Annotated in this window: 9 protein-coding genes; 6 read left to right on the plus strand and 3 right to left on the minus strand. The window is 56.0% G+C overall.

What is annotated here, in order from left to right:
* Positions 1 to 30: 30 nt before the first annotated feature.
* Positions 31 to 1086, plus strand: coding sequence for a histidine kinase (locus Q0796_RS08735; RefSeq protein WP_298442027.1), 1056 nt, complete (start codon positions 31 to 33; stop codon positions 1084 to 1086).
* Entirely contained in the window at positions 1064 to 1789 is a 726-nt protein-coding gene (locus Q0796_RS08740; protein ID WP_298442028.1) for a LytTR family DNA-binding domain-containing protein, read from the plus strand. The genes Q0796_RS08735 and Q0796_RS08740 overlap by 23 nt, the downstream gene beginning before the upstream one ends.
* A gap of 185 nt (positions 1790 to 1974) precedes the next feature.
* Here Q0796_RS08740 and Q0796_RS08745 read toward each other — a convergent pair whose 3' ends face one another.
* Genes Q0796_RS08745 through Q0796_RS08755 form a run of 3 tightly spaced genes read right to left on the minus strand, consistent with a single transcriptional unit; the run spans position 1975 to position 6638 of the window.
* On the minus strand, positions 1975 to 5037 hold the full coding sequence (locus Q0796_RS08745; RefSeq protein ID WP_298442030.1) for an efflux RND transporter permease subunit: 3063 nt from the start codon (positions 5035 to 5037) through the stop codon (positions 1975 to 1977).
* A 9-nt stretch (positions 5038 to 5046) separates the two neighbouring features.
* Positions 5047 to 6144 (minus strand): efflux RND transporter periplasmic adaptor subunit, encoded by a 1098-nt coding sequence (locus Q0796_RS08750; protein ID WP_298442032.1) that lies wholly within the window; start codon positions 6142 to 6144, stop codon positions 5047 to 5049.
* A 44-nt stretch (positions 6145 to 6188) separates the two neighbouring features.
* On the minus strand, positions 6189 to 6638 hold the full coding sequence (locus Q0796_RS08755; protein ID WP_298442034.1) for a hypothetical protein: 450 nt from the start codon (positions 6636 to 6638) through the stop codon (positions 6189 to 6191).
* Positions 6639 to 6731: 93 nt separating this feature from the next.
* Between Q0796_RS08755 and Q0796_RS08760 the strand changes: the two genes are divergently transcribed.
* From Q0796_RS08760 to Q0796_RS08775, 4 genes are all read left to right on the plus strand, one after another.
* Positions 6732 to 7175: a MarR family transcriptional regulator gene (locus Q0796_RS08760; RefSeq protein ID WP_298442036.1), complete on the plus strand. Its 444-nt coding sequence runs from the start codon at positions 6732 to 6734 to the stop codon at positions 7173 to 7175.
* 573 nt (positions 7176 to 7748) lie between these two features.
* The gene (locus Q0796_RS08765) at positions 7749 to 17426 is read left to right on the plus strand and encodes a hypothetical protein (RefSeq protein ID WP_298442038.1); all 9678 of its coding nucleotides are present in this window, start codon (positions 7749 to 7751) and stop codon (positions 17424 to 17426) included.
* Between the two features lie 1107 nt (positions 17427 to 18533).
* Entirely contained in the window at positions 18534 to 19004 is a 471-nt protein-coding gene (locus tag Q0796_RS08770; protein WP_298442039.1) for a hypothetical protein, read from the plus strand.
* Positions 19005 to 19836: 832 nt separating this feature from the next.
* Complete coding sequence (locus Q0796_RS08775) at positions 19837 to 21591, plus strand: ABC transporter ATP-binding protein (RefSeq protein ID WP_298442041.1); 1755 nt, start codon at positions 19837 to 19839, stop codon at positions 21589 to 21591.
* Positions 21592 to 21621: the final 30 nt, after the last annotated feature.

Consider the following 21621-nt stretch of genomic DNA (forward strand, 5'->3'; position numbering starts at 1 on the left):
GGAGACACCAGTAAATCCTACCGAATAACGATGATGCTGATCTTTTTTTGCCACTTCATCTTAACTTGGTCAGTTCTGCACTCGCTGGTTGATGTGCCCGAGCAATACTCCGAACCCCTGATCGTGCGCTCGCTGCTGGAAGCCACGCTGCTGTTGTCTATCTGTCACATGTTGGTGCGCCCTTACTTACGTGCCAACATGCTGACCCTCTCCATCACTAGCCAGTTGATTGCTAAGTCAATTATCTACCTAATGGTGATCTCGCTGATCTACTTTTTGCTCTCTTATTCGTTGGGCAAACTCGATTCTCTTGCGGTGACCGACATCACCCAAATTCAGGTAGAAAGCCAATCCGGTTCCGTAAAGGGGCAAATGACCTTATGGACGTTAATTATTCTTGGCACCGGCGAAAGCTTCATTACCTTAATGACCTGGAGCGTTATCTATCTGGCATTTAAATATCAGAAAAATAAAAAAACGCTGCAAGCAGAGGTGACCAGCAGCCAAATTCAGCAGCTCACCAATCAACTGAGCCCGCACTTTTTATTCAACACGTTAAATAGCATTCGCGCGTTGATTTATGCGGATCAAGATAAAGCGGCGGAAGTGATCACCTTGCTGTCGGATCTATTGCGTAAGCAGATGCACTCACAATTAGAGATGAAATCCATCCTCAAAGACGATTGGTCGATTACCGAGAACTACCTCAGTATTGAATCGGTCCGGTTTGAAGATCGGCTCACCCTTAACTGCGATTTTGAGCCGGGTACCTTAACCCAAACCATGCCAACGTTAACCTTGCTCACCTTGGCCGAAAACGCCATCAAACATGGGATCTCCCCCAGCAGCAAAGCGGGCTACCTCAGCATTAGCAGCAACCAACTCACCGCCGATCGCTGGTGTTTGGAAGTCAAGAATTCCGTCTTTAACGCGGTGGATACCCCTGGCACTCGGATCGGCATACACAATATTAAGAAACGGCTGGAACTGATGTTTGGCAGTGACTTCTGCTTTAGCTCGCAGCTTATGGATGAGTATTTTTTAGTAAGGATAGAACTGCCCTATGTTAAAAGTCTTAATCGTTGATGATGAAAAGCTGGCTCGAATGGAGCTGCGACGGCTGCTGACCCCCCTTACTGATGTCGAGATCTGCGCCGAAGCCAGCAATGGCCTGCAGGCACTGGAATGCATCCAACAACACAGCGTTGATCTGGTGCTGATTGATATCAAAATGCCCGACATGGATGGGCTCGAATTTGCCAAAAAAGTGGGCAAGTCGGTCAACGTTGTGTTCTGCACCGCCTACAGCGATCACGCCGTTGAAGCCTTTGAACTGGACGCGGTGGATTACATCATGAAACCCGTACAGGCCGCGCGGCTGGAGTCGGTGATCAATAAAGTGCGCTTGCTGCGCAGCGACGACTCCGCCCCCGTCAGCTACATGCCCGAACAACACGGGTTGATGCTTAAGTTTGGCCAAGAGTACCAAATCGTGCGGGTCGAACAGATCAACCACATTGAATCGGTGGGCAACCACGTTGCCTTACACACCGATGCGGGCAAAGCCTATCTGCACGCGTCGCTGTCCAAAGTAGAGAAAAAACTCAATCCAGAGCATTTCTTTAAGATCAGCCGCAGCGACATTGTTCGCATCAGCCACATCGCCAGCATCGAAGATGGCGTCGGCGCTGGCACCTTGCTGGCGCACTTACACAGCGCCAAACAGCTGGAGGTCAGCCGTCGCCAAGCGCAATCGTTGCGAAAGCTGTTCAGCCTCGATCTGTACTAGCCCACCACGCCACGCTGACTCAGCCTAAGGTACTTTGGCTGCGCTGTGGGCAAAGCCACAGCACCCCAACCGACAGCCCCCCAACCGACAGCAGCCCCGCCTCACTGCCCTTCGCAGCTAAAAAAGCCCAATCATCGGATTGGGCTTTTTGCGGTGGTGCACGGCTGAATTAAGCCAAAGCGGCGTTAACTTCGCTGCACCTTATAGAAGCAGCAATAGAGCGAAGGCACCACGCACAGGGTCAAAATGGTGCCGATCCCAAGGCCGAAAGCCATCACATTGGCCATGCCGTAGAACAACGGATCCTGAGTCAAAATCAGCGGCAGCAGCCCAGCAATGGTGGTGATGGTGGCCATGGTGATTGGCCGCAAGCGGGTGATGCAGCTGTTGATCACCGCTTGATAATGATCACTGCCGTTATCCCGCTCGATCTTGATCCTATCAAGCAAGACGATGGCGTTATTGACGATGATCCCCGCCAAACTGTAGATCCCCAAAATCACCATAAAGCCAAAGCTGGCGCTCATCACATGCAAGCCGATGGCGGCGCCAATGAACGACAGCGGAATGGTTAACGCGACAATGGCGGTTTTGCGGTACGAGTTAAACTGCAGCACCAGCAGGATCAGGATGATCCCCAACACCATCGGCATGTTGGCGTTCATCGCTTGTTGCGCGTCGATGGAGTCGGTGATCACCCCGTCGTATTCGATGCTGTGGTTTGGCGGCAGATCCGCTCGCAACTGGTCGATCTTCTCGTCCACCAACAGCTTTAGATCCTCCGCGGCCATCTCGGTGTTGCGCGCTTCAACGCTCACGGTTTTAAACAGCTGCTCGTGGTGGATCGACGAAAACTGATTCACCGGCACAAAGTTGGCCACTTGGAACAGCGGCACCGCGTTACCGGTTTTGGCGGAATAAACATTGATGGTACGCATTCGATCCAAGCTGTGACGCTCGGCGTTGTTGGCGCGCATGATCAGCGGAATGATCTCATCGCCATCGCGATATTCGGTTACCTGCACCCCAACAAAGTAACTCTGCAGCGCCTTGGCGATGTCGTTAGAAGTGATCCCCGCCAACTTGGCGCGGTGCTGATCGATCTGCACCTCCACCTTGATGGTGAGGTTTTCCCAGTTGTTGTGGATATCAACGGTATTGGGCACCTGATGGAACACGTCCATGATCTGCTGAGCTTTACGGTAGATCACATCGGCATCGGGGCCTTTTACCTGCACCGTAATGATGCTCGAATCCGATGGCCCTAAAAACATCTTCTTAGCGCGGATAGCCACATTGGGAAAGGCGCTTTCTAAGTCACGATCCAGTTGCTGGGCGATGGCATAGAGATCTTGCCCCTCGGCCACGTTCACCACGATAAAGCCTTTGTTCTCGACCGGATCTTCGGGGCTTAACGACAACACAAAGCGCGGTCCGCTAAAGCCCACATAGCCGGAATAGCTGTCAACGTAATCCAGATCGCCGTTGTGATTGATCCAATTAAAGATCGCTTCCATCTGGCGGTTGGTTTCCCGCGCCGAGGTGCCTGCCGGTAGGTCGACGTTAATCAGGATCTGGCTGCGATCGGAATCGGGGAAAAACTGCTTGGCCACAAACTGCATGCTAAAGCCAGAGGCCAGCAGCAGTGCCAGCATCGACGCCAAAAACAGCGCCTTATGGCTGAGAACCCAATGCAGCAGGTGTTCGTAATGGCCACTGATCTTGGCTAATAGATTCGGTTTTTCAGTGCCTTGCTGCGTTCCTGCCGGCGGCGCCAACTGAACAAAGAAATAGCACAACATCGGGGTAAGGCAGAGCGCCAACACCCAACTGACCAGCAAGGTGATCAACACCACCAACGACACCGAGCGGGTGTATTCCCCCGCCGCATGCTCGGCCAGCATCAACGGCAAGAACACCAAGATGGTGGTGGCGGACGAGCTTAACAGCGGGATCGCCAGCTCGGTCGAGCCTTGGATCATCGCTTGATAACGCTCGACGCCTTCCTCTAAGCGGCGCTTAAAATCTTCGGCAATCACAATGCCGTTATCCACCAGCAGCCCCAGCGAGATGATCAACGTCGCCAAGCTCATCCGCTCCAGCTTCATCTCGGTCAACTGCATGATGGTCAGCGCCACCAACATCACCGCCGGCACGATGGCGCCCACGATCAGCCCCATCCGCACGCCCAAAAACAGGATCACCACCACCAATACGATCGCCAAGGTTTGCACCACATTCACTGACACACTCTCGATGGTTTCCTCCACCTGCTGGGCTTGGTAGGTGGCCACATGCAGTTGATAGCCGATGGGCAAAGTCGCGCTGATCTGCGCCACCTGCTGCATCAACCGTGGCGCGTACTCCAGAATGTTGTGTTCATCCAGCATGGCGATGGCAAAGAACAGCGCCGGTTCGCCATTGAAGTAGGCCAGTTTATTGGGGGGATCGACGTAACCATGCTTAATCGTGACAATGTCTTTTAGGGCGATGAAGTTGTCGCTGTTCGGCAAATTAATGAAGGTATCGGCAATGTCGGCGATGCTGGTGAAGTTGCCCGATGGCTCGACAATAAAGCTGGTTAAGCCGATATCGACGTTACCGCCGGAGCGAATGATGTTTTGGTTTTGCAGCTCCTGCAAAATCGCATCGGGGCTGATCCCCAGTTGCGCCAACTTGGCGTTAGACACTTCAAGAAACACCCGCTCTGGCTGCTGCCCTAAGATCTCCACCTTCTTGGTGCCGTTCACCCCATACAGGGTATCGCGGATGTGCTGGGCAATATCAAAGCTCTGCTTTTGGCTGAAACCATCGCTGGTGAGTGCCAAGGTGATCACCGATACGTCACCAAACTCGTCATTAACATAGGGGGTTTGGGTGCCTTCGGGCATCTTGGCGTAGGCGGCGCTGACCTTATTACGCACGTCCTGCCAGATCTCATCCAGATTGAAGTAGCGGTCTTGGGCAATCACATGCACCGTCGATAAGCCGTTGGCGGAGGAGGAGTTGATCTCCTTCAGCTCGGGGATCTTAATCAGCTCTTCTTCCAGCTTTTTGGTGATCAGCTGCTCAACCCGCTGCGCCGACATGCCGGGAAAGGTGGTGGTGACGATCACCTCGCGCACGGTGATGCTGGGATCTTCCTGCGCCGGCAAGGTGAAATAGGCGTAGACGCCATTGATGATCAGCAGCGCAATGATCAACAGCACCGACTTGCGATAATCAAAGGCCAGTTTAGTGATGTTCATAGCGGCCCCTTAATTAAACAACTGGATGCGTTGTTCCAGCAGCGTCACCGCCTGGCCATCGCGCAAAAAGGCCACTCCGGCCGTGGCGATGATCTCGCCTTCCGCCAGCCCCTGCGAGATAAACACTTGGTTGTCGATGATGTTCTCGGTTTGCACCACACGTTGGCGTACCACCTGCTGCTTGGGATCATACACAAACACGCTGACCTGCTGATCCAGTTGCGCCAACAGCGCCGAGATCGGAATGATCACCGTGTTGCCGGAATGGCCAGTGCGGCCTTTGCCCAGATAGACAAACTCCACTTCGGCGGTCATGCCTGCGCGCAGCCGTTGCTGCTCGCCTTGCAACACAATGGTGACCGGGAAGGCATTGGCGGATCCCGCCCGTGTGCCAATCTCCGTGATCCGCCCTTGGAGCTGACGCTGCAAACCGGTGATCGACACGTGCATCAGCGCGTCTTGCTGCAGCTCTCGAATCAAGGTTTCCGGCACCATTATCTGCACCTCAAAACCGTGGGTACCCTCAATCTCGAAGGCAACGCTGCCTGCGTTGATCTGCTGAGACGGCTCAATAAAACGCTTGGTGATGGTGCCGTCATAGGGGGCGCTCAGCACGCTGTCTTGCAAATCTTTGTGGGCAATATCCAAGCGTGCCAGCGCCACATCAACACTGCTTTTGGCCGCTGCAAACACCGCTTTGGCGCTATCAAACTCCGATGGTGAGATCAGCTTTTTGGCGATCATCTTTTGCCGCCGCACGTATTCGCTCTGCGCCTCTGCGAAGGTGGCTTGGGCCTTCTCAACTTCGGCGGCCGCAGACTGGATCGCCAGTTCAAAGTTGCGCTTATCCAAGCGCGCCAAGCTGTCGCCTTGCTTCACTTTGCTGCCTAAATTGGCGCTGACGGCGGCAATCTTGCCGCTCACTTCAAAGCTCAGTTCGGCGCGCTCTACCGGCAACAGCACACCAGAAAGCGTCCGACTTTGTTCAAGGGGCGAGGCACTGATTTGGGCCCAAGCGATTGGACGAACCACCGCGGTGGTTGCCTCCGGCGGTTGCTGACAGGCAGTTAGTAGGCACAACGCAGCGCCAATAAATAACAGTCGCATCGGGTTTTCTCCTCGTGGCAAGTGGGGGCAGTGACGCTCGGCATTCACGCCGATTTCCGGCGTCCTTTTTTAACCAGCTGACGACCGGCAAAGAGGTTCATGCTCATCAGGGTCAAGTTGGTGGCACCGGCAAGCAGCTCAAGGGCTTGCAGTGCGTAGAAAGTGCTGTCGAACTGACCGGCGCTGGCCCACTGATCTAAGAAGTAGGCACAGGGGATCAAGATCAACAGGCCGTTCGCCGCGATAAATGGCATCCGCTTCTGCTTGGCCTCGACCAATCGCCCCTTACGCCGTTTCGCCATCGCAGCTCCGGTGGCACCCGCCGTCGCGATGGCCGGGATCAAGATGAACAAACCCGGAAACACGATCAGCGCTTTCACTTGCTGGACGGCCGCAATCGACCCAAACAGCTCCACCAACACAGTGGCGCAGAAAAAGGTGGCGATGCAGGTGGTCGCCAGCAACGCAGCCAATCGATGAATGGATGGTTTCATATCTCTCTCCTCTGGAGTACAGTTGACAACACGTTGTCAATACTAGACCCGATGACAGCATGTTGTCAAAGTTAACGGGAGAGATCCGTCCGCATGAATCAGCAATCCAACGGTGAGTTGTTCACCACTATCGTGTTAGAGATGTTTAAGGTCGGCGGCATGTTGAATGCCCAAGGCGATGACATGGCAGAAGAATTCGGCATGAGCAGTGCCCGCTGGAAGGTGCTGGGCGCCATTGCCAAAGCGCAAACGGCGCTCACCGTAGCGCAGATCGCCCGCACCATGGGGCAAAGTCGCCAAGCCACCCAACGCATTGCTGATGTGATGGTGAAAGACGGCTTATTACAGTGGCAAGACAACCCCAACCACAAGCGTGCCAAACTGACCATGCTCACCCCGGAAGGGGAAAAGATCTATCAGCAGCTGGATCTAAAGCAAAGCCATTGGGCCGACAGTGCCGCCGAAAAAATCAGCCGCGAGCAACTTGAGCACACCTACGCCACCTTGCAACTGATGGCGAAGCACTTCGAGAGCTAAACCGCATTGCGGTTAAATATTAAGTAATAAAAAAGCCCTGCAACCTTGTTGCGGGGCTTTTTGTTTTCCGTACCTTTGCTTTATTTTCACATTATTTTCACGCCAACCATGCTAAGCCAATCGACCTGAACGAAATTCATGTTGGTTTAATCGTAAAACCAGTTTTATAAATTAAAACCAACCGCGTAAATATCCCATATAGAGCTTTAGCTCTAATTTTAAATATAGAAAAAAACAAAAATAAATAATCAACAGGAAAACATTGGCAAAAGCGCCCTAACACAGATCAAACCATTAACAAACCAAACGCACAAACTTAAAAATACATTTAAAATCAAAATCTTATAATTTATTGGTTTTTGAGTTAGCTCTTTAGCAACTGAATAACTTTTCACCTTTAACCACCAAGTGACAGTTTATCGACAAACGCCAATTCCTTGTTGTTTCTGGCTGAAAGTAAATATGCAAAAATATCTTTAGGCGTAAGTAACAATATAAAAATACAACCTGTAACTTATTAGAACAAACTTGTGTAGGCATTACTTATATTACTGCCATCACACCGAGGTGATAATGAACAGTTCCAATAAAATAAGGCCATCGCTGCTCGCTCTCGCACTGACGTTAGCGTTCACTGGCAGCGATACGCTGGCACAACCCATTACCGTGGGGGCTCAACCCCAGAGCCTCCTCAATGATGAATTGGCGTTAACCCATCACCGCCAGCAGTCAGCGGCAACAGCCACCACCGATACCGATGGTGATGGCATCAGCGACAGCGACGAGCTCGCCCAAGGCAGTGATCCACTGCAATCCAACTTGCTCGACTACCGCTTCGAGATTGCCGAAGACTTTACCGAGATTGATGCACGCGACAGTGCCGTACTGGACGCCGCCGCCGTGGCCGCGCTCACCCCGAAACAAGCCCAGTTCACCAGCCTGCAATATGGCCAACACAGCGGCACCATGAAGTTTGATGTTCATGGCGGCGAAGCGGTTTTTGGCGACTTCGATCTGACCATGAACGTCAACAACGCCCTGTGTGACCGCTACGACTTATCCTTTGATTACGGCCGCTCTAGCCGCAAACTGGTGCGCTCCATCGCCGTGAATCGGCTTAACGACGACAGCGTCATTAAGCCATTAACCGACATTGCCAGCTACCGCAATCCACGCACCGAAACCTTCAGCCTCGAAGGCAGCAGCGACAGCGATCAGATCCACTTTGAAGGCCGCCGCATGTGGCTGGGTCAGGTTAATATCAGCGGCCAATGTACCCTGCTGGATTTAGATTTAGACACCCTGCCCGACCGCTTAGAGCGGCTGTTAGGCACCGATCCGTTACGCGCCGATACCGACCAAGACGGCATTGATGATCGCCAAGAATACGACCAAGGCAGCGATCCCTTCGGTGGTGGCGACGACGATAACGACGGCATCCCCAACGAAACCGAAGTGGCGCTGGGCTTAGATCCCAACAACCCCGCCGATGCCCTGCTGGATTTAGACAGCGACGGCATGAGCAACGTGGATGAATTTACCCATCGGTTTGATCTCAACGATCCCCGCGACGCCGAGCAAGACGCCGATAACGACGGTTTCAGCAACCGCTTCGAATTGGATAACCACTTAAATCCCCGCGATCCCAGCGATGGCCGCGACGGCGACAGCGACAACGACGGCGTAAATAACGGCGACGACGCCTTTATCCACGATCCGCAAGAATCCCTCGACAGCGATAGCGACGGCATCGGCAACAACGCCGATAATGACGACGACAACGACGGCGTTAACGACAGCGATGACGCCTTCCCGCTGGATCCAGCCGAATCCCTCGACAGCGACAACGACGGCATCGGCAACAACATTGATAATGACGACGACAACGACGGCGTGAACGACGGCGATGACGCCTTCCCGCTGGATCCAACCGAGTCCCTCGACAGCGACAACGACGGCATCGGCGATAACCAAGATCCCGATGACGACAACGACGGCCTTAACGACGACATCGATCCCGAGCCAACGGTGCCCGACAGCGGCGCCGACAGCGATGGCGACGGCTGGAGCGATCATCAAGAGATCACCCAAGGCACCGATCCTTATCAGTCCAACCTGCAAGATTACGCGGTTGAGCTGCTGGAAACCTTTGCCGAAGTGGCCCAGAACGACAGCAGCGCCATCACCGATGAAGGCTTTGCCCGTGTCACCCCCAAACAGCTTGGCCACAGCCGCTTACAGTGGAGCGACTATCAGGGCGGCTTGTTTGATCGACACGGCGGCTTCGCCGTCTTTAACGACATGGAGCAGACCTTCACGGTCAGCAACCTATTGTGTGACCGCTACACCCTCTCGACCCACTTTGGCGCCTCCAGCGGCCGTGGCGAACGCGCAATCACCATCACCCGCAGCGAAGATGGCACCGAGATCCAACCCTACATGGACATCGCGCCATTAGGTCGGGCCGATTACCAGTACCCGATTGACAGCATCGCCGCGACAGAAACCTTGGTGGTTACCGGCCGCCGTTTGTGGCTACGGGAAATGAACATCAGCGCCCAATGCCAATTAACCGATTGGGATCTCGACACCATTGCCGACAAGGTCGAGCTGCTGCAAGGCACCGATCCTAAGTTGGCCGATACCGACGGCGACGGCAGCAACGACAACGTCGATCTGTTCCCAACCGACGGCAACGACTACCTCGATTTTGATAACGACGGCATTGGCGACAACGCCGACAGCGACGACGACAACGACGGCGTGAACGACGCCGACGATGCCTTCCCGTTCGACGCCAGCGAAACGCTGGACACCGATAACGACGGCATCGGCAACAACGTTGATGACGACGACGATGGCGACGGCGTTAACGACGCCGACGACGCCTTCCCGTTAGACGGCAACGAAACCATCGATTCCGACCACGACGGCATCGGCGACAACAGCGATCCAGATAACGACAACGACGGCGTCAACAACGGCGACGATGCCTTCCCGCTGGATCCATCGGAATCCCTCGACAGCGACAACGACGGCATCGGCAACAACGCCGATAGCGACGACGACGGCGACGGCATTGACGACCCGTTCGATCCCAACCCAACCACCCCCGACGTTGGCATCGACCAAGATGGCGATGGCTGGCCAGATCAATACGAACTGGATCAAGGCACCGATCCAAGCCAATCCAACCTGATTGATTACCACATCGATCTGTTGGAAACCTTTGCCGAAGTGGATCAGGCGGATACCAGCCTGGTCAACGATGAAGGCTTTGCCCGTGTCACCCCCAAACAGCTTGGCCACAGCCGCTTGCAGTGGAGCGACTATCAAGGCGGCTTGTTTGATCGACACGACGGCTTCGCCGTCTTTGGCGACATGGAGCAGACCTTCACGGTCAGCAACCTGTTGTGTGACAGCTACACCCTCTCGACCCACTTTGGCGCCTCCAGCGGCCGTGGCGAACGCGCGATCACCATCACCCGCAGCGAAGATGGCACCGAAATCCAACCCTACATGGACATCGCGCCATTAGGTCGAGCCGATTACCAGTACCCCATCGACAGCATCGCCACAGCAGAAACCTTAGTGGTTACCGGTCGCCGTTTGTGGCTACGGGAAATGAACATCAGCGCCCAATGTCAATTAACCGATTGGGATCTCGACACCATTCCAGACCGACTGGAACTGATCCAAGGCACCAACCCGAAACTGGCGGATACCGACGGCGACGGCAGCAACGATAACGTTGATCTGTTCCCAACCGACGGCAACGACTACCTTGATTTCGATAACGACGGCATTGGCGACAACGCCGATCTGGACGACGACAACGACGGCGTGAACGACGCCGACGACGCCTTCCCGTTCGACGACAGCGAAACGCTGGACACCGATAACGACGGCATCGGCAACAACGTTGATGACGACGACGATGGCGACGGCGTTAACGACGCCGACGACGCCTTCCCGCTAGACGGCTCTGAAACCATCGATAGCGACCACGACGGCATCGGCAACAACGCCGATGACGACGACGATGGCGACGGCAGCAACGACCGCGACGACGCCTTCCCGCTGGATCCATCGGAATCCCTCGACAGCGACAACGACGGCATCGGCAACAACGCCGATAATGACGACGACGGCGACGGCATTGACGATCAGTTCGATCCCAACCCAACCACCCCCGACGTTGGCATCGACCAAGATGGCGATGGTTGGCCAGATCAGTACGAACTGGAACAAGGCACCGATCCAAGCCAATCCAACCGCATCGATTACCACATCGATCTGCTGGAAACCTTTGCCGAAGTGGACCAAGCAGACAGCTCGGCCATCACCGATGCCGGCTTTGCCCGCGTCAGCGGCAAGCAGCAGCGGCACACCCGCTTCCAATGGAGCGCCTACCAAAATGGCTTGTACGACCGCGATGGCAACTTTGCCGTCTTTGGCGACATGACCCAAACCTTCACCCTCAACAACATGTTGTGCGACAGCTACACCTTGGTGTCTCACGCAGGGCAATCCAGCGGCAGTGGCACTCGCACCTTAAGCATCAGCCGCAGTGAAGATGGCTTGGCGATCCAGCCGCAGATCCACGTCGGCGGTGGCGGTGGTGCGGATCGTAATTTCCAGATCGACACGCTGGGCAGCACCGAAACCATTGTGGTGGTGGGTAACCGCATGCGACTGGAACGCATTGGCGTTCAGGCCCAGTGTCAGCTGATGGATTGGGATCTCGACACCCTGCCCGATCAGTTCGAGCTGAGCCAAGGCACCAACCCGAAACTGGCCGACAGCGACAACGACGGTCTGGACGATCCCATCGAGTTAGCCCACGGCCTCAACCCGATTGATCCCGCCGATGGCAGCCACGCCGACACCGACGGCGATGGCATCAACAACGGCGACGAGATCGCGTTTGGCTTCGATCCGCTTAACGGCAACGATGGCGCCCTAGATAGCGACAGCGATGGCATTCCTAACCACGTCGAGATCAGCCACGGCCTCAACCCGCACTTCTACCAAGATGGTCAGCTGGACTTAGACGGCGATGGCATCAGCAACCGCGACGAGCACCGCTTTGGCTTAGATCTGAGCGATCCGAGCGACGCCGAGCAGGATCTGGATAACGACGGCATCAGCAACCGCCGCGAAGTGGACAATGGCCTGAACCCGACCGATCCAAGCGACGCCGAACTCGATGCCGATGGCGATGGCGTGGCCAACCGCTACGACCAGTTCATCAACGACGCCAGCGAAGCCTACGACAGCGATAACGACGGCATTGGCGACAACCGCGATCCCGACGACGACAACGACGGGGTCAATGATCCGTTCGATGCCCTGCCGTTCGATCCCAACGAACAGCACGACCACGATCACGACGGCATTGGCGATGACGCCGACACAGATGACGACAACGACGGCATCAACGATGCAGACGACGCCTTCCCGTTGGATCCAACCGAGTCACAAGACAGCGACAACGACGGCATTGGCAACAACGCCGATCGAGACAGCGACAACGACGGCATCAACGACGACGCCGATCCGTTCCCAACGGATCCAACCGAATGGCGCGACAGCGATGGCGATGGCATTGGCAACAACGCCGATAGCGATGACGACAACGACGGCGTCAACGACCTAAACGATGCCTTCCCGCTGGATCCCAACGAAACCGTTGATACCGATCACGACGGCATCGGCAACAACGCCGATCCCGATGACGACAACGACACCATCTTGGACGGCGACGATGAGCAACCGCTGATCGCCAACCGCATCTACCAAGTGGATCTGCTGGAGGACTTCTCTGAACTTGTCGGCACCCCCGACAACGCCGACTTCACCGACCCATTGCGCCAGCAACTGACGGTCAAAGTCAGCGACGACGCCAGCTTGCAGCTGCGCGCCAGCGGCGCTGGCCAACGGGTGGATGACGCCAACAACTTCTCGATCTACGGCGGTTACCAATCGCTTAACTTCGAGCTGGCGGGGTTACAGTGTCCTAACTACACCCTGACCCTGGTTGCCGGTCGCATGACCAGCGGCAACGTGGCCCGTTACGTCAAAATCGTGCGAGAAAATGACGACGTAGAAGTGTTGCCGTTCACCGACGTTTCCGCCGGTGGGCTGGTCACCTACAGCGCGCAGATTGATGGCGTGGCCGATGGCATGCCAGAGCAGCTGCAACTGCTTGGTCGCAACAGCCTGATCAACAGCCTGCGGATTGAAGCGAACTGTGTGGTCGACGCCATTGGCGACAGCGACATGGACGGCTTAACCGACGTGCGTGAAGCAATCCACGGCACCGATGCCACCAACCCAGACACCGATGGCGATGGCCTACGGGATGGCGACGAAGTGCGTTACGGCTTAGATCCACTGGATCCAAGCGACGGTGACCGCGCCGACAGCGATCACGATGGGATCAGCAACGCCGACGAACTGAAGTACGGTTTGGATCCATTAAACCCTGCCGATGCGCAGGCGGACGCCGATGGCGATGGCGCCAGCAACTACGACGAAATTCGCTTTGGTTACGCGCCGCTGGATGCCAGCGAACGCCCTGCCGACAGCGACAACGACGGGGTGCTGGATCAGCAAGAGCAGCTGCAAGGCACCAACCCTTACCAAAGTAACTTAACCACTTACCAGGCTCGTGCGGTTGAGGACTTCAGAGTGCTCAGCGACGTACCAAGCCACGAGATGTTTGTGCCAGAGATGGCCGCCAAGTTAACGCCAAAACAGCACATGGCCACCCGCTTCGAGCTTATCGGCTATGGCGATGCCCAGCAGGTGTACCAAAGTAATGGCACCTCGGTCTGGAACCACTTGGACATGCACTATCAGATCAACAGTGTCTGTCCAAGCTACGATCTGACCGCCGAACTGGGTGCCTCCTCCTCCGGTGGCGCGCGCACCAGTTGGGTTGAACGGTTAGCTGACGGCACTCGCCTGTCGGACAACTGGTCTTTGGCAGACAACCCAGGACGAGTCGACTACCACAGCAGCATAGAGGTGGCGCAGGGGCTGAACTCGCAGATCCGCATCCGCGGCAGTGAAAGCATGTTGTGGAAACTGGCGATAGCGGAATCCTGCCAGCTGTTCGACAGCGACATGGACGGCCTTGGCGACGTGGTTGAAGCGCAGCTGGGCACCGATCCAAGCAACCGCGACAGCGACCAAGACGGCATCAGCGACGGTGACGAAGCCCAAGCCAACCTGAACCCACTCGATAACCGCGATGGCGCCAACGTCGATAGCGATGGCGACGGGGTCAACAACGGTCTGGAGCTGGAGCACGGCTTCGATCCGCTTGATGGCAACGACATGGATCTGGTCGACAGCGATAACGACGGCATCAACAACCGCGATGAGCTCGACAACGGCCTCGATCCGTTCGATGGCACCGATCTGCACGGCGACTTAGATAACGACGGCATCAGCAACCGCGATGAGCTGGCCAACAACTTGAATCCAAACGATCCAAGCGATGGCGCCAACAGCGACACCGACGGCGATGGCATCAACAACGGCGACGAGATCAACGCTGGGCTGAACCCCAATGATCACATGCTGCAGTTGCCCGATACGGTGATTGTGTCGCTGCTGGCCATGGACACCAACGGCGATAACCGCATCGACGATTGGGATCAACCGGTGGACATCAAGCTGCAGCGTTACTCGCTGCGTTCCGAGCAGTTCCAGTTAGGCACCATCGATCCGAAAATCAGCGCCAATGGGGGCGTTGTGCGCCCCACCGACATTCCGGAAGTGCGTACCTTCCGCGGTCAGATTGTTGGCGAGCCCGATTCCAACATCAACGCGGTGATCATGCCGGACTGCAGCATCAGCTACAGCGTGTTCTTGGGCTACAACGCCGCGCCGTACTTCGAGCTCAGCGCCGATGGCAGCATCTACAACCGCCATCAGTTGCCGTTAGCAGACGACAGCATCTGTGCCACGGATAACCCAACACTGGCGAAGTACCAGATGGCGTGGCAGCCACCGCTGGAGAACTGGAATGACGTTGGCCCGATGCCGACCGAAGATCAGCTCTACATCCCGCAAAACGGCGACGACTACCACGTCTTCCGCCGCGACGAGGCGATGCAGATCTCCTATCAGGTGTTCAGCCATCCGGCCTACGGTAACAACAACATCGCTGGCGCCATGGGCTATGCCGAGTTCCATAACCTTAACTCCGACTACGCCGCCATGCGTCAGTACCACCACCGCATCATCTTTAGCGACATGATGGTGGAAGTGGATGGCAACAACACCGATCGGGCGCGCTTCCGCGATAACTTTGGTAACAGTAAGGCCTACTTCTGGGATCAACGGGTTCAGGAAGGCAGCACTTACTACGAGCTGGGTTGGTGGGTATCGCCGGGCAGCTCCCACGGCCTCACCAACGGCTGGTGGTGGCAGGCGACCCCAGGTTGGGGCAATCAGCCAACCGCACAGCACGAGATGGGCCACATTCAAGGCTGTAAGCACGAATGCAGCCCAGAGCGGGTGTACGGCAGCGGCCCAATGCGCGGCGGTAATGGCGTCGCCACCAGCGCGCCAATCTTGGTGCAGCGTACTTCGGCCAACAAAAATGAAGTGCGTTGGTCGAACGGCTCGCGTTTGCTGGACATGAAACGCGTGTCCTACCCGCGCTGGCCGGTGCATCCGGTGGCCCAGCCGGATCACGCCAGTGTGCTGCGCGATCAAAGCACCCGCTTGGATGTGATCAGCAACGATTGGGATCCCAACAACACGCCGATGCAGATCACCGAGGTGGTGGTGATGGATACCTCAACCCCGGGGGCCAGTGGTTCACAGTTCACCATTAACGGCGACGACAGCATCGACTTTACCCCACCGAAAGGCTGGATCGGTCAAGTGGAAGCCTTCTACGTATTGGAAGACGCCAGTGGCCAATCCACCCGCGGGATCTTGCACCTTAACGTGGAAGCGCCGGGGATCAGCGACTACTACAGCTTGGACGCCAACACCTGTGTCGAAAACGACTTCAGTAACTTCAACAACAGCATGAGTGCCGGTTTGGTCAACGATATTATCAATATCTACGACTCGCCGGTGCCGCTGATGCGGATGCGTAACTGGGGTTACAAAGGCTGGGATCCTGAGATCAATCAGGACAACCCGCTGAACTGTGATTCGAAACGGGTTGAGAATGGCGCTGCTGGTGAAGCGGTTAATTACCAGCTAAGCCAGTGGCCGTTCTACCAGCGCGATCAGGTGAATGATGGTCACAAAGGTCAGCATCACCCGCACATCTGGGAGATCAACGATCAGAACTTCAGCTATTCGATGTGGTTCCGTAATGACGACACCATGATCGGCCGCCACGAGCTGGCCAGCCGTGGGCGTCTGTTTAATGGTGGCTGGGTCGGCGATGGTTGGATTATCTCCACCATCTACAACCCAGAGCAGGATCAGTACCAGCTGCAATTTGCTATCCACGATAAAAACGCCACCACCCGCGCGCCGCTGTTAACCGCCACCGCGGATGTGCCGACCTTGGCCGACAGCGATCGCTGGCACCATGTGGCGATGACAGTCGACTGGGCGCAACGCACCCTCAACGGTTACGTCGATGGGGTACTGGCCACCAGCGTCGAGATCCCAGCGCACTTTAGCTACGTGTCGACCTCGGGCACCGGTCAAACCTACGGTCGCGGCTCTTACGCCAAAGCCGGTCAGACCGACTCCGCTTACACCACCACCGGCAACAACGGCATCGATGAGATCATCGTCGCCCACGAGGCCTTTAGCGCCGAGCAGATCGCCGCCTTGTACCAACAGCGCCTGCCGGCTCTGTCGCCATTCCCTGGCAACGGCCAAGTGCAGTCGCTGGATGCGGTGAACCTAAGCTGGAGCAACCACAGCAGCTTGCAAGCGCAGATCCTCGGCTACCGTTTGTATCTGAGCAGCGACGCGGGTGCGGTAGAGCGTGGCGACAGCAGCGCCCTGCACAGCGCCTTGTTGCCAAGCAACAGCGTGAGCTTGGGTGCACTGGCGTACAGCGCCAGCTACTACTGGCGGGTGGATACCCTGCTGGATGATGGCAGCGAAGTGCAGGGCAACGTCTGGAGCTTGCGCGCCCCAGAATCCCTCGTGATCCGGCCGCCAGCACCCACCATCCCAGACTTCATCCCCGATGAAGAGGTTGATTATGGTGACGACGACGGCTCAGACGCCATCATGGATCTGCACCGTCACTAACCGGAAGAACCCTTAAGCAAACGCCGAAGCCCCGCTTCGGCGTTTTTTTTGGCTTGGATGAAAGTTCAGATAATTGGGCCGTAGGTGCGATTAGCCGCAGGCGTAATCGCACAAAAGTGGAATCAATCGGGAATCAAGGTGGAAGGTTGCCACTCACCGCATGGCACTGTCACGTTACGCCAAACAGCGGCTAACGTGACCTACGCTGCGGCATACAACCCCATCACGTAGGTGCGATTAGCCGCAGGCGTAATCGCACAAAAGTGGAATCAATAGGGAATCGAACAAAGGCACCAAGAAATGGCAACCATTGGCGACTGTCACCTTACGCCAAAGTAGGTGCGATTAGCCGCAGGCGTAATCGAACAAAAGTGAAATCAATCGGGAATCGAGGTGGAAGGTTGGCACTCACCGCATGGCACTGTCACGTTACGCCAAACAGCGGCTAACGTGACCTACGCGGCGGCACACAACCCAATGTAGGTTCGATTAGCCGCAGGCGTAATCGCACAAAAGTGGAATCAATAGGGAATCGAACAAAGGCACCAAGAAATGGCAACCATTGGCACTGTCACGTTACGCCAAACAGCGGCTAACGTGACCTACGCGGCGGCACACAACCCCATCAGGTGCGATTAGCCGCAGGCGTAATCGAACGAAAGTGGAATCAGGCTGCCACAGGCCAACCCCCTTGCGCCAGATCACCCCTTATCAACGTTGCTGACCACCCCCTCGGCAACGCCCAACAAAACCGCACCGATGCCGTGGCTAACCGTAAAAAACGGCTAGGATCGCCACCAATAAACGACACCCCAACCGCATCCACCAACCAGTGTGAATCCCAGCCGAGCACGGCAACCACAAAGCACCGGCTTGCTCCCACCCCGCCCTCTTTGAATTGAGTTTTTGTCACTCAATTCATTAACCAATGCCAACAAGCCAACGCTTTAACCCAAAACCCCACTGGGGCGCCATTCTCAGCACAAAATCGTTTCGGCAAAAAACCACTTTGTTACAGTGAATTAACAGTATTTGCCCAAGCCGCCATGCCATCGCAACCGCTTCGCAAGCAAGGCATTAACGCTGGCCCGCAGAAGGAACCGCACCATGAGCTCTCTGAAAATACCAATGCACTCAACCAGCACCATGATCAAAGCCAACCTAATCGCCGCCTTGGTGGTGGTACTGGCGATGGTGGTGTTGATCCTGCCACTGGAGTACGACATCGACCCCACGGGCTTAGGCGCCGCCTTTGGCTTAACCGAAGCGCCGCGCTGGCAACCGAGTAACGAACTGCAGCAACGGCATCAGTTGGCACCGCAACGGCAGCTGCGCTTGGCGGTGAATGTAGAGCCCCACCAACCGCTGTATTATCGCTGGCACAGCGATGGCCCTTTGCAGTTTTCGGCCCTTGGTTTAGCCGAGCCACGGCCATTAGTGGACGCCAGTGGCCTCCAGATGAGCGGCCAGTTATTGCTGGATGCGCCACAGCGAGTCACCCTGCAATTTAACAACGTCAGCAATGTGAACGTGTCGTTGCAACTGAGCCTTGATGGCCGCTTTACTCCGCTGCAGTAACCAAGCCGTAACCCTTCATTTACCCCTGATGATGGTTGCGGCAGCCAGCCGCAACCATCATTAGAAAAACTAATCAAAAAGGTTACTTTTTCTATGGAGAATAGCCATGCAAAAACTATTCATTCGCGGCACGAACGCCACCTCTGGCACCATAATCAGCAACACCATCAAAAACAACGAAATAACCTTTAAAAACAACAACTAATACTAAAAGTGACACGTCAGCCGACAACGTCACTTTTGGCCACACATTCCCCTTAGCACAGTTCCATCGCCTGCTCGTGTTGCCGCCAGCCTCCTGAACAATTGCCCCATTTAGTGCCAATTCGCCTCAAAATCACATCAGCACCAGCCGCCCCACAACTTTGCAACATCACAAAACACCCACAAAACTCCCGAGCGATCACAGCAAATGCCGCCCTCACACTGCAGATCGAATAACTCCGCAGCGGTTGTTGCCAAAACGTAAGCCGAAGTTGTAACTCAAACGGCATCAACACTCGTCGCGATGACAGCAAAGCCACCACAGAACAACCAATTAAACATCAACGCAACAATGCGGCGTTACGCCCACTTGTTGCCGATCGGTTATTGATGATCATCACGCATTCGCCCGTTCCACAACCGCAATCACAACCCGCACCCCTTGGCCTGTTACCACCGCGACACAACCGATAGCGTGAATTTGCATATTCATTCAGTTAAGCCCAGCTGGCATGGCATTCCACCCTGCGCCAAACGGCCAACACTGACGGGATCGCAGGATCACCTCAGCAGCTGTGGGGCTTCCGCCATTAACACTAAAAAAGATAATGATAAGTAACGAGGTCTTATGTCACTGCTTACGGTAAACCAGCTCCGCATTGAGTTTCCCTCCCGCCACGGGGTAGCGCGGGCGGTTAATGACATCAGCTTCAAGGTGGAAGCGGGCGAGATCTTAGGCCTGGTGGGCGAGTCCGGCGCCGGTAAGTCCACCATTGGTAACGGCGTTATCGACCTGCTGAGCAAGCCCGGTCGCGTCGCCGGCGGTGAAGTAACCCTAAATGGCGAGCGGATCTCGGGCTTAACCAACCAGCAGATGCGCTCGATTCGCGGCAGCCGCATCGGTTTTATCTTTCAAGATCCGATGACCTCGCTCAACAGCCTGTTCACCATTGAACAGCAGATGGTGGAAACCATCGTCGCCAACCTGCAGGTATCCCCACAAGAAGCGTTTGAGCGCTCGCTGGAGCTGCTAAAACAGGTGGGCATTCCGCAACCAGAGCAGCGCATTAAGCAATACCCGCATCAGTTCTCTGGTGGCATGCGCCAGCGGGTGGTGATCGCCATCGCCATGAGCTGCGAGCCAGAGCTGATCATCGCCGATGAGCCCACCACCGCACTGGATGTGTCGGTACAGGATCAGATCCTCAAGCTGATCCGGCAGATGTGTGAGCAGCGCAACGTTGGCTGCATGCTGGTCACCCACGACATGGGCGTGGTGGCCAACGTCTGTGATCGGGTGGCGGTGATGTACCGTGGCGATCTGGTTGAGCTGGGCCAGACCGAGCAGATCCTGCACGCGCCAACCCACCCATACACCCAAAGCTTGATCAGCGCGGTGCCGCGCCCGGATGTGAAGCTGGATCGCTTTCCGCTGGTGAACTACATCGAGCAAGCGGAAGAGGTGCCACAGATTGACGTGGCCAACCACTGGCTGGGGCAGTCCCAAGACTTTATTAAGCACGACGGGCCGCTGCTGCAGGTGCAGAACTTGGATCTGCACTTCACCATCAAAGACAGCATCTTCCCATCCCGCCGCCAGCGCCTGCACGCCACCAACAACGTGTCGTTCGACATCGCCGAAGGCGAAAGCTTTGGCTTGGTGGGCGAGTCTGGCTCGGGCAAATCCACCGTGGCGCGGATCATCGCTGGCTTACAAGAGGCCGACAGCGGCGTCATCAACTTTGAAGGCATTAATCTCACCGCGCTGAAATCCGAGCGCGAGCGCCGCCCACTGCGCCGCCAGATGCAGATGGTGTTCCAGAACCCATACACCTCGATGAACCCACGGATGAAGGTGGCCGACATCATCGCCGAGCCGATCCGCTTCCACAATTTGGCCGAGAACGAACGCGAAATTCGGCAAATCGTCGCCGATCTGCTGGATCACGTTGGGCTTGGGGCCAAAGCGGGGCTGCGCTTCCCGCACGAATTCTCTGGCGGTCAACGGCAGCGGATCTCCATCGCGCGCGCCTTGGCCACTCGGCCTCGATTGCTGATCTGCGATGAGCCAACCTCGGCGCTGGATGTGTCGGTACAGGCGCAGATCTTGAACCTGCTGAAGGATCTGCAAGATGAACTCAACCTCAGCATGTTGTTCATCAGCCACGACTTACCGGTGATCCGCCAGATGTGTGACCGCATCGGCGTGATGCAAAAAGGCACCCTGCTGGAAGTGGCCCCAACCGAACAGCTGTTCGAGCGACCGCAAAGCCCCTACACCAAATCGCTGATTGGGCTGATGCCGCAGATAAAGGCACCAAGCGGCGCCAACGCTAACAACGCCAACGCCAACGCCAACGCCAACGCCCAGCACGTTGCGTAACCAGAATTTAAAACTAATAAAATCAATACA

It is taken from the genome of uncultured Ferrimonas sp. (assembly GCF_947489035.1).
Classification (GTDB): Bacteria; Pseudomonadota; Gammaproteobacteria; order Enterobacterales; family Shewanellaceae; genus Ferrimonas.

Coding starts and splice junctions, on each gene's coding strand:
- Q0796_RS08735 (WP_298442027.1), top strand. CDS start 31: ATGATGCTGATCTTTTTTTGCCACTTCATCTTAACTTGGTCAGTTCTG.
- Q0796_RS08740 (WP_298442028.1), top strand. CDS start 1,064: ATGTTAAAAGTCTTAATCGTTGATGATGAAAAGCTGGCTCGAATGGAG.
- Q0796_RS08765 (WP_298442038.1), top strand. CDS start 7,749: ATGAACAGTTCCAATAAAATAAGGCCATCGCTGCTCGCTCTCGCACTG.
- Q0796_RS08775 (WP_298442041.1), top strand. CDS start 19,837: ATGTCACTGCTTACGGTAAACCAGCTCCGCATTGAGTTTCCCTCCCGC.
- Q0796_RS08770 (WP_298442039.1), top strand. CDS start 18,534: ATGAGCTCTCTGAAAATACCAATGCACTCAACCAGCACCATGATCAAA.
- Q0796_RS08760 (WP_298442036.1), top strand. CDS start 6,732: ATGAATCAGCAATCCAACGGTGAGTTGTTCACCACTATCGTGTTAGAG.
- Q0796_RS08755 (WP_298442034.1), bottom strand. CDS start 6,638: ATGAAACCATCCATTCATCGATTGGCTGCGTTGCTGGCGACCACCTGC.
- Q0796_RS08745 (WP_298442030.1), bottom strand. CDS start 5,037: ATGAACATCACTAAACTGGCCTTTGATTATCGCAAGTCGGTGCTGTTG.
- Q0796_RS08750 (WP_298442032.1), bottom strand. CDS start 6,144: ATGCGACTGTTATTTATTGGCGCTGCGTTGTGCCTACTAACTGCCTGT.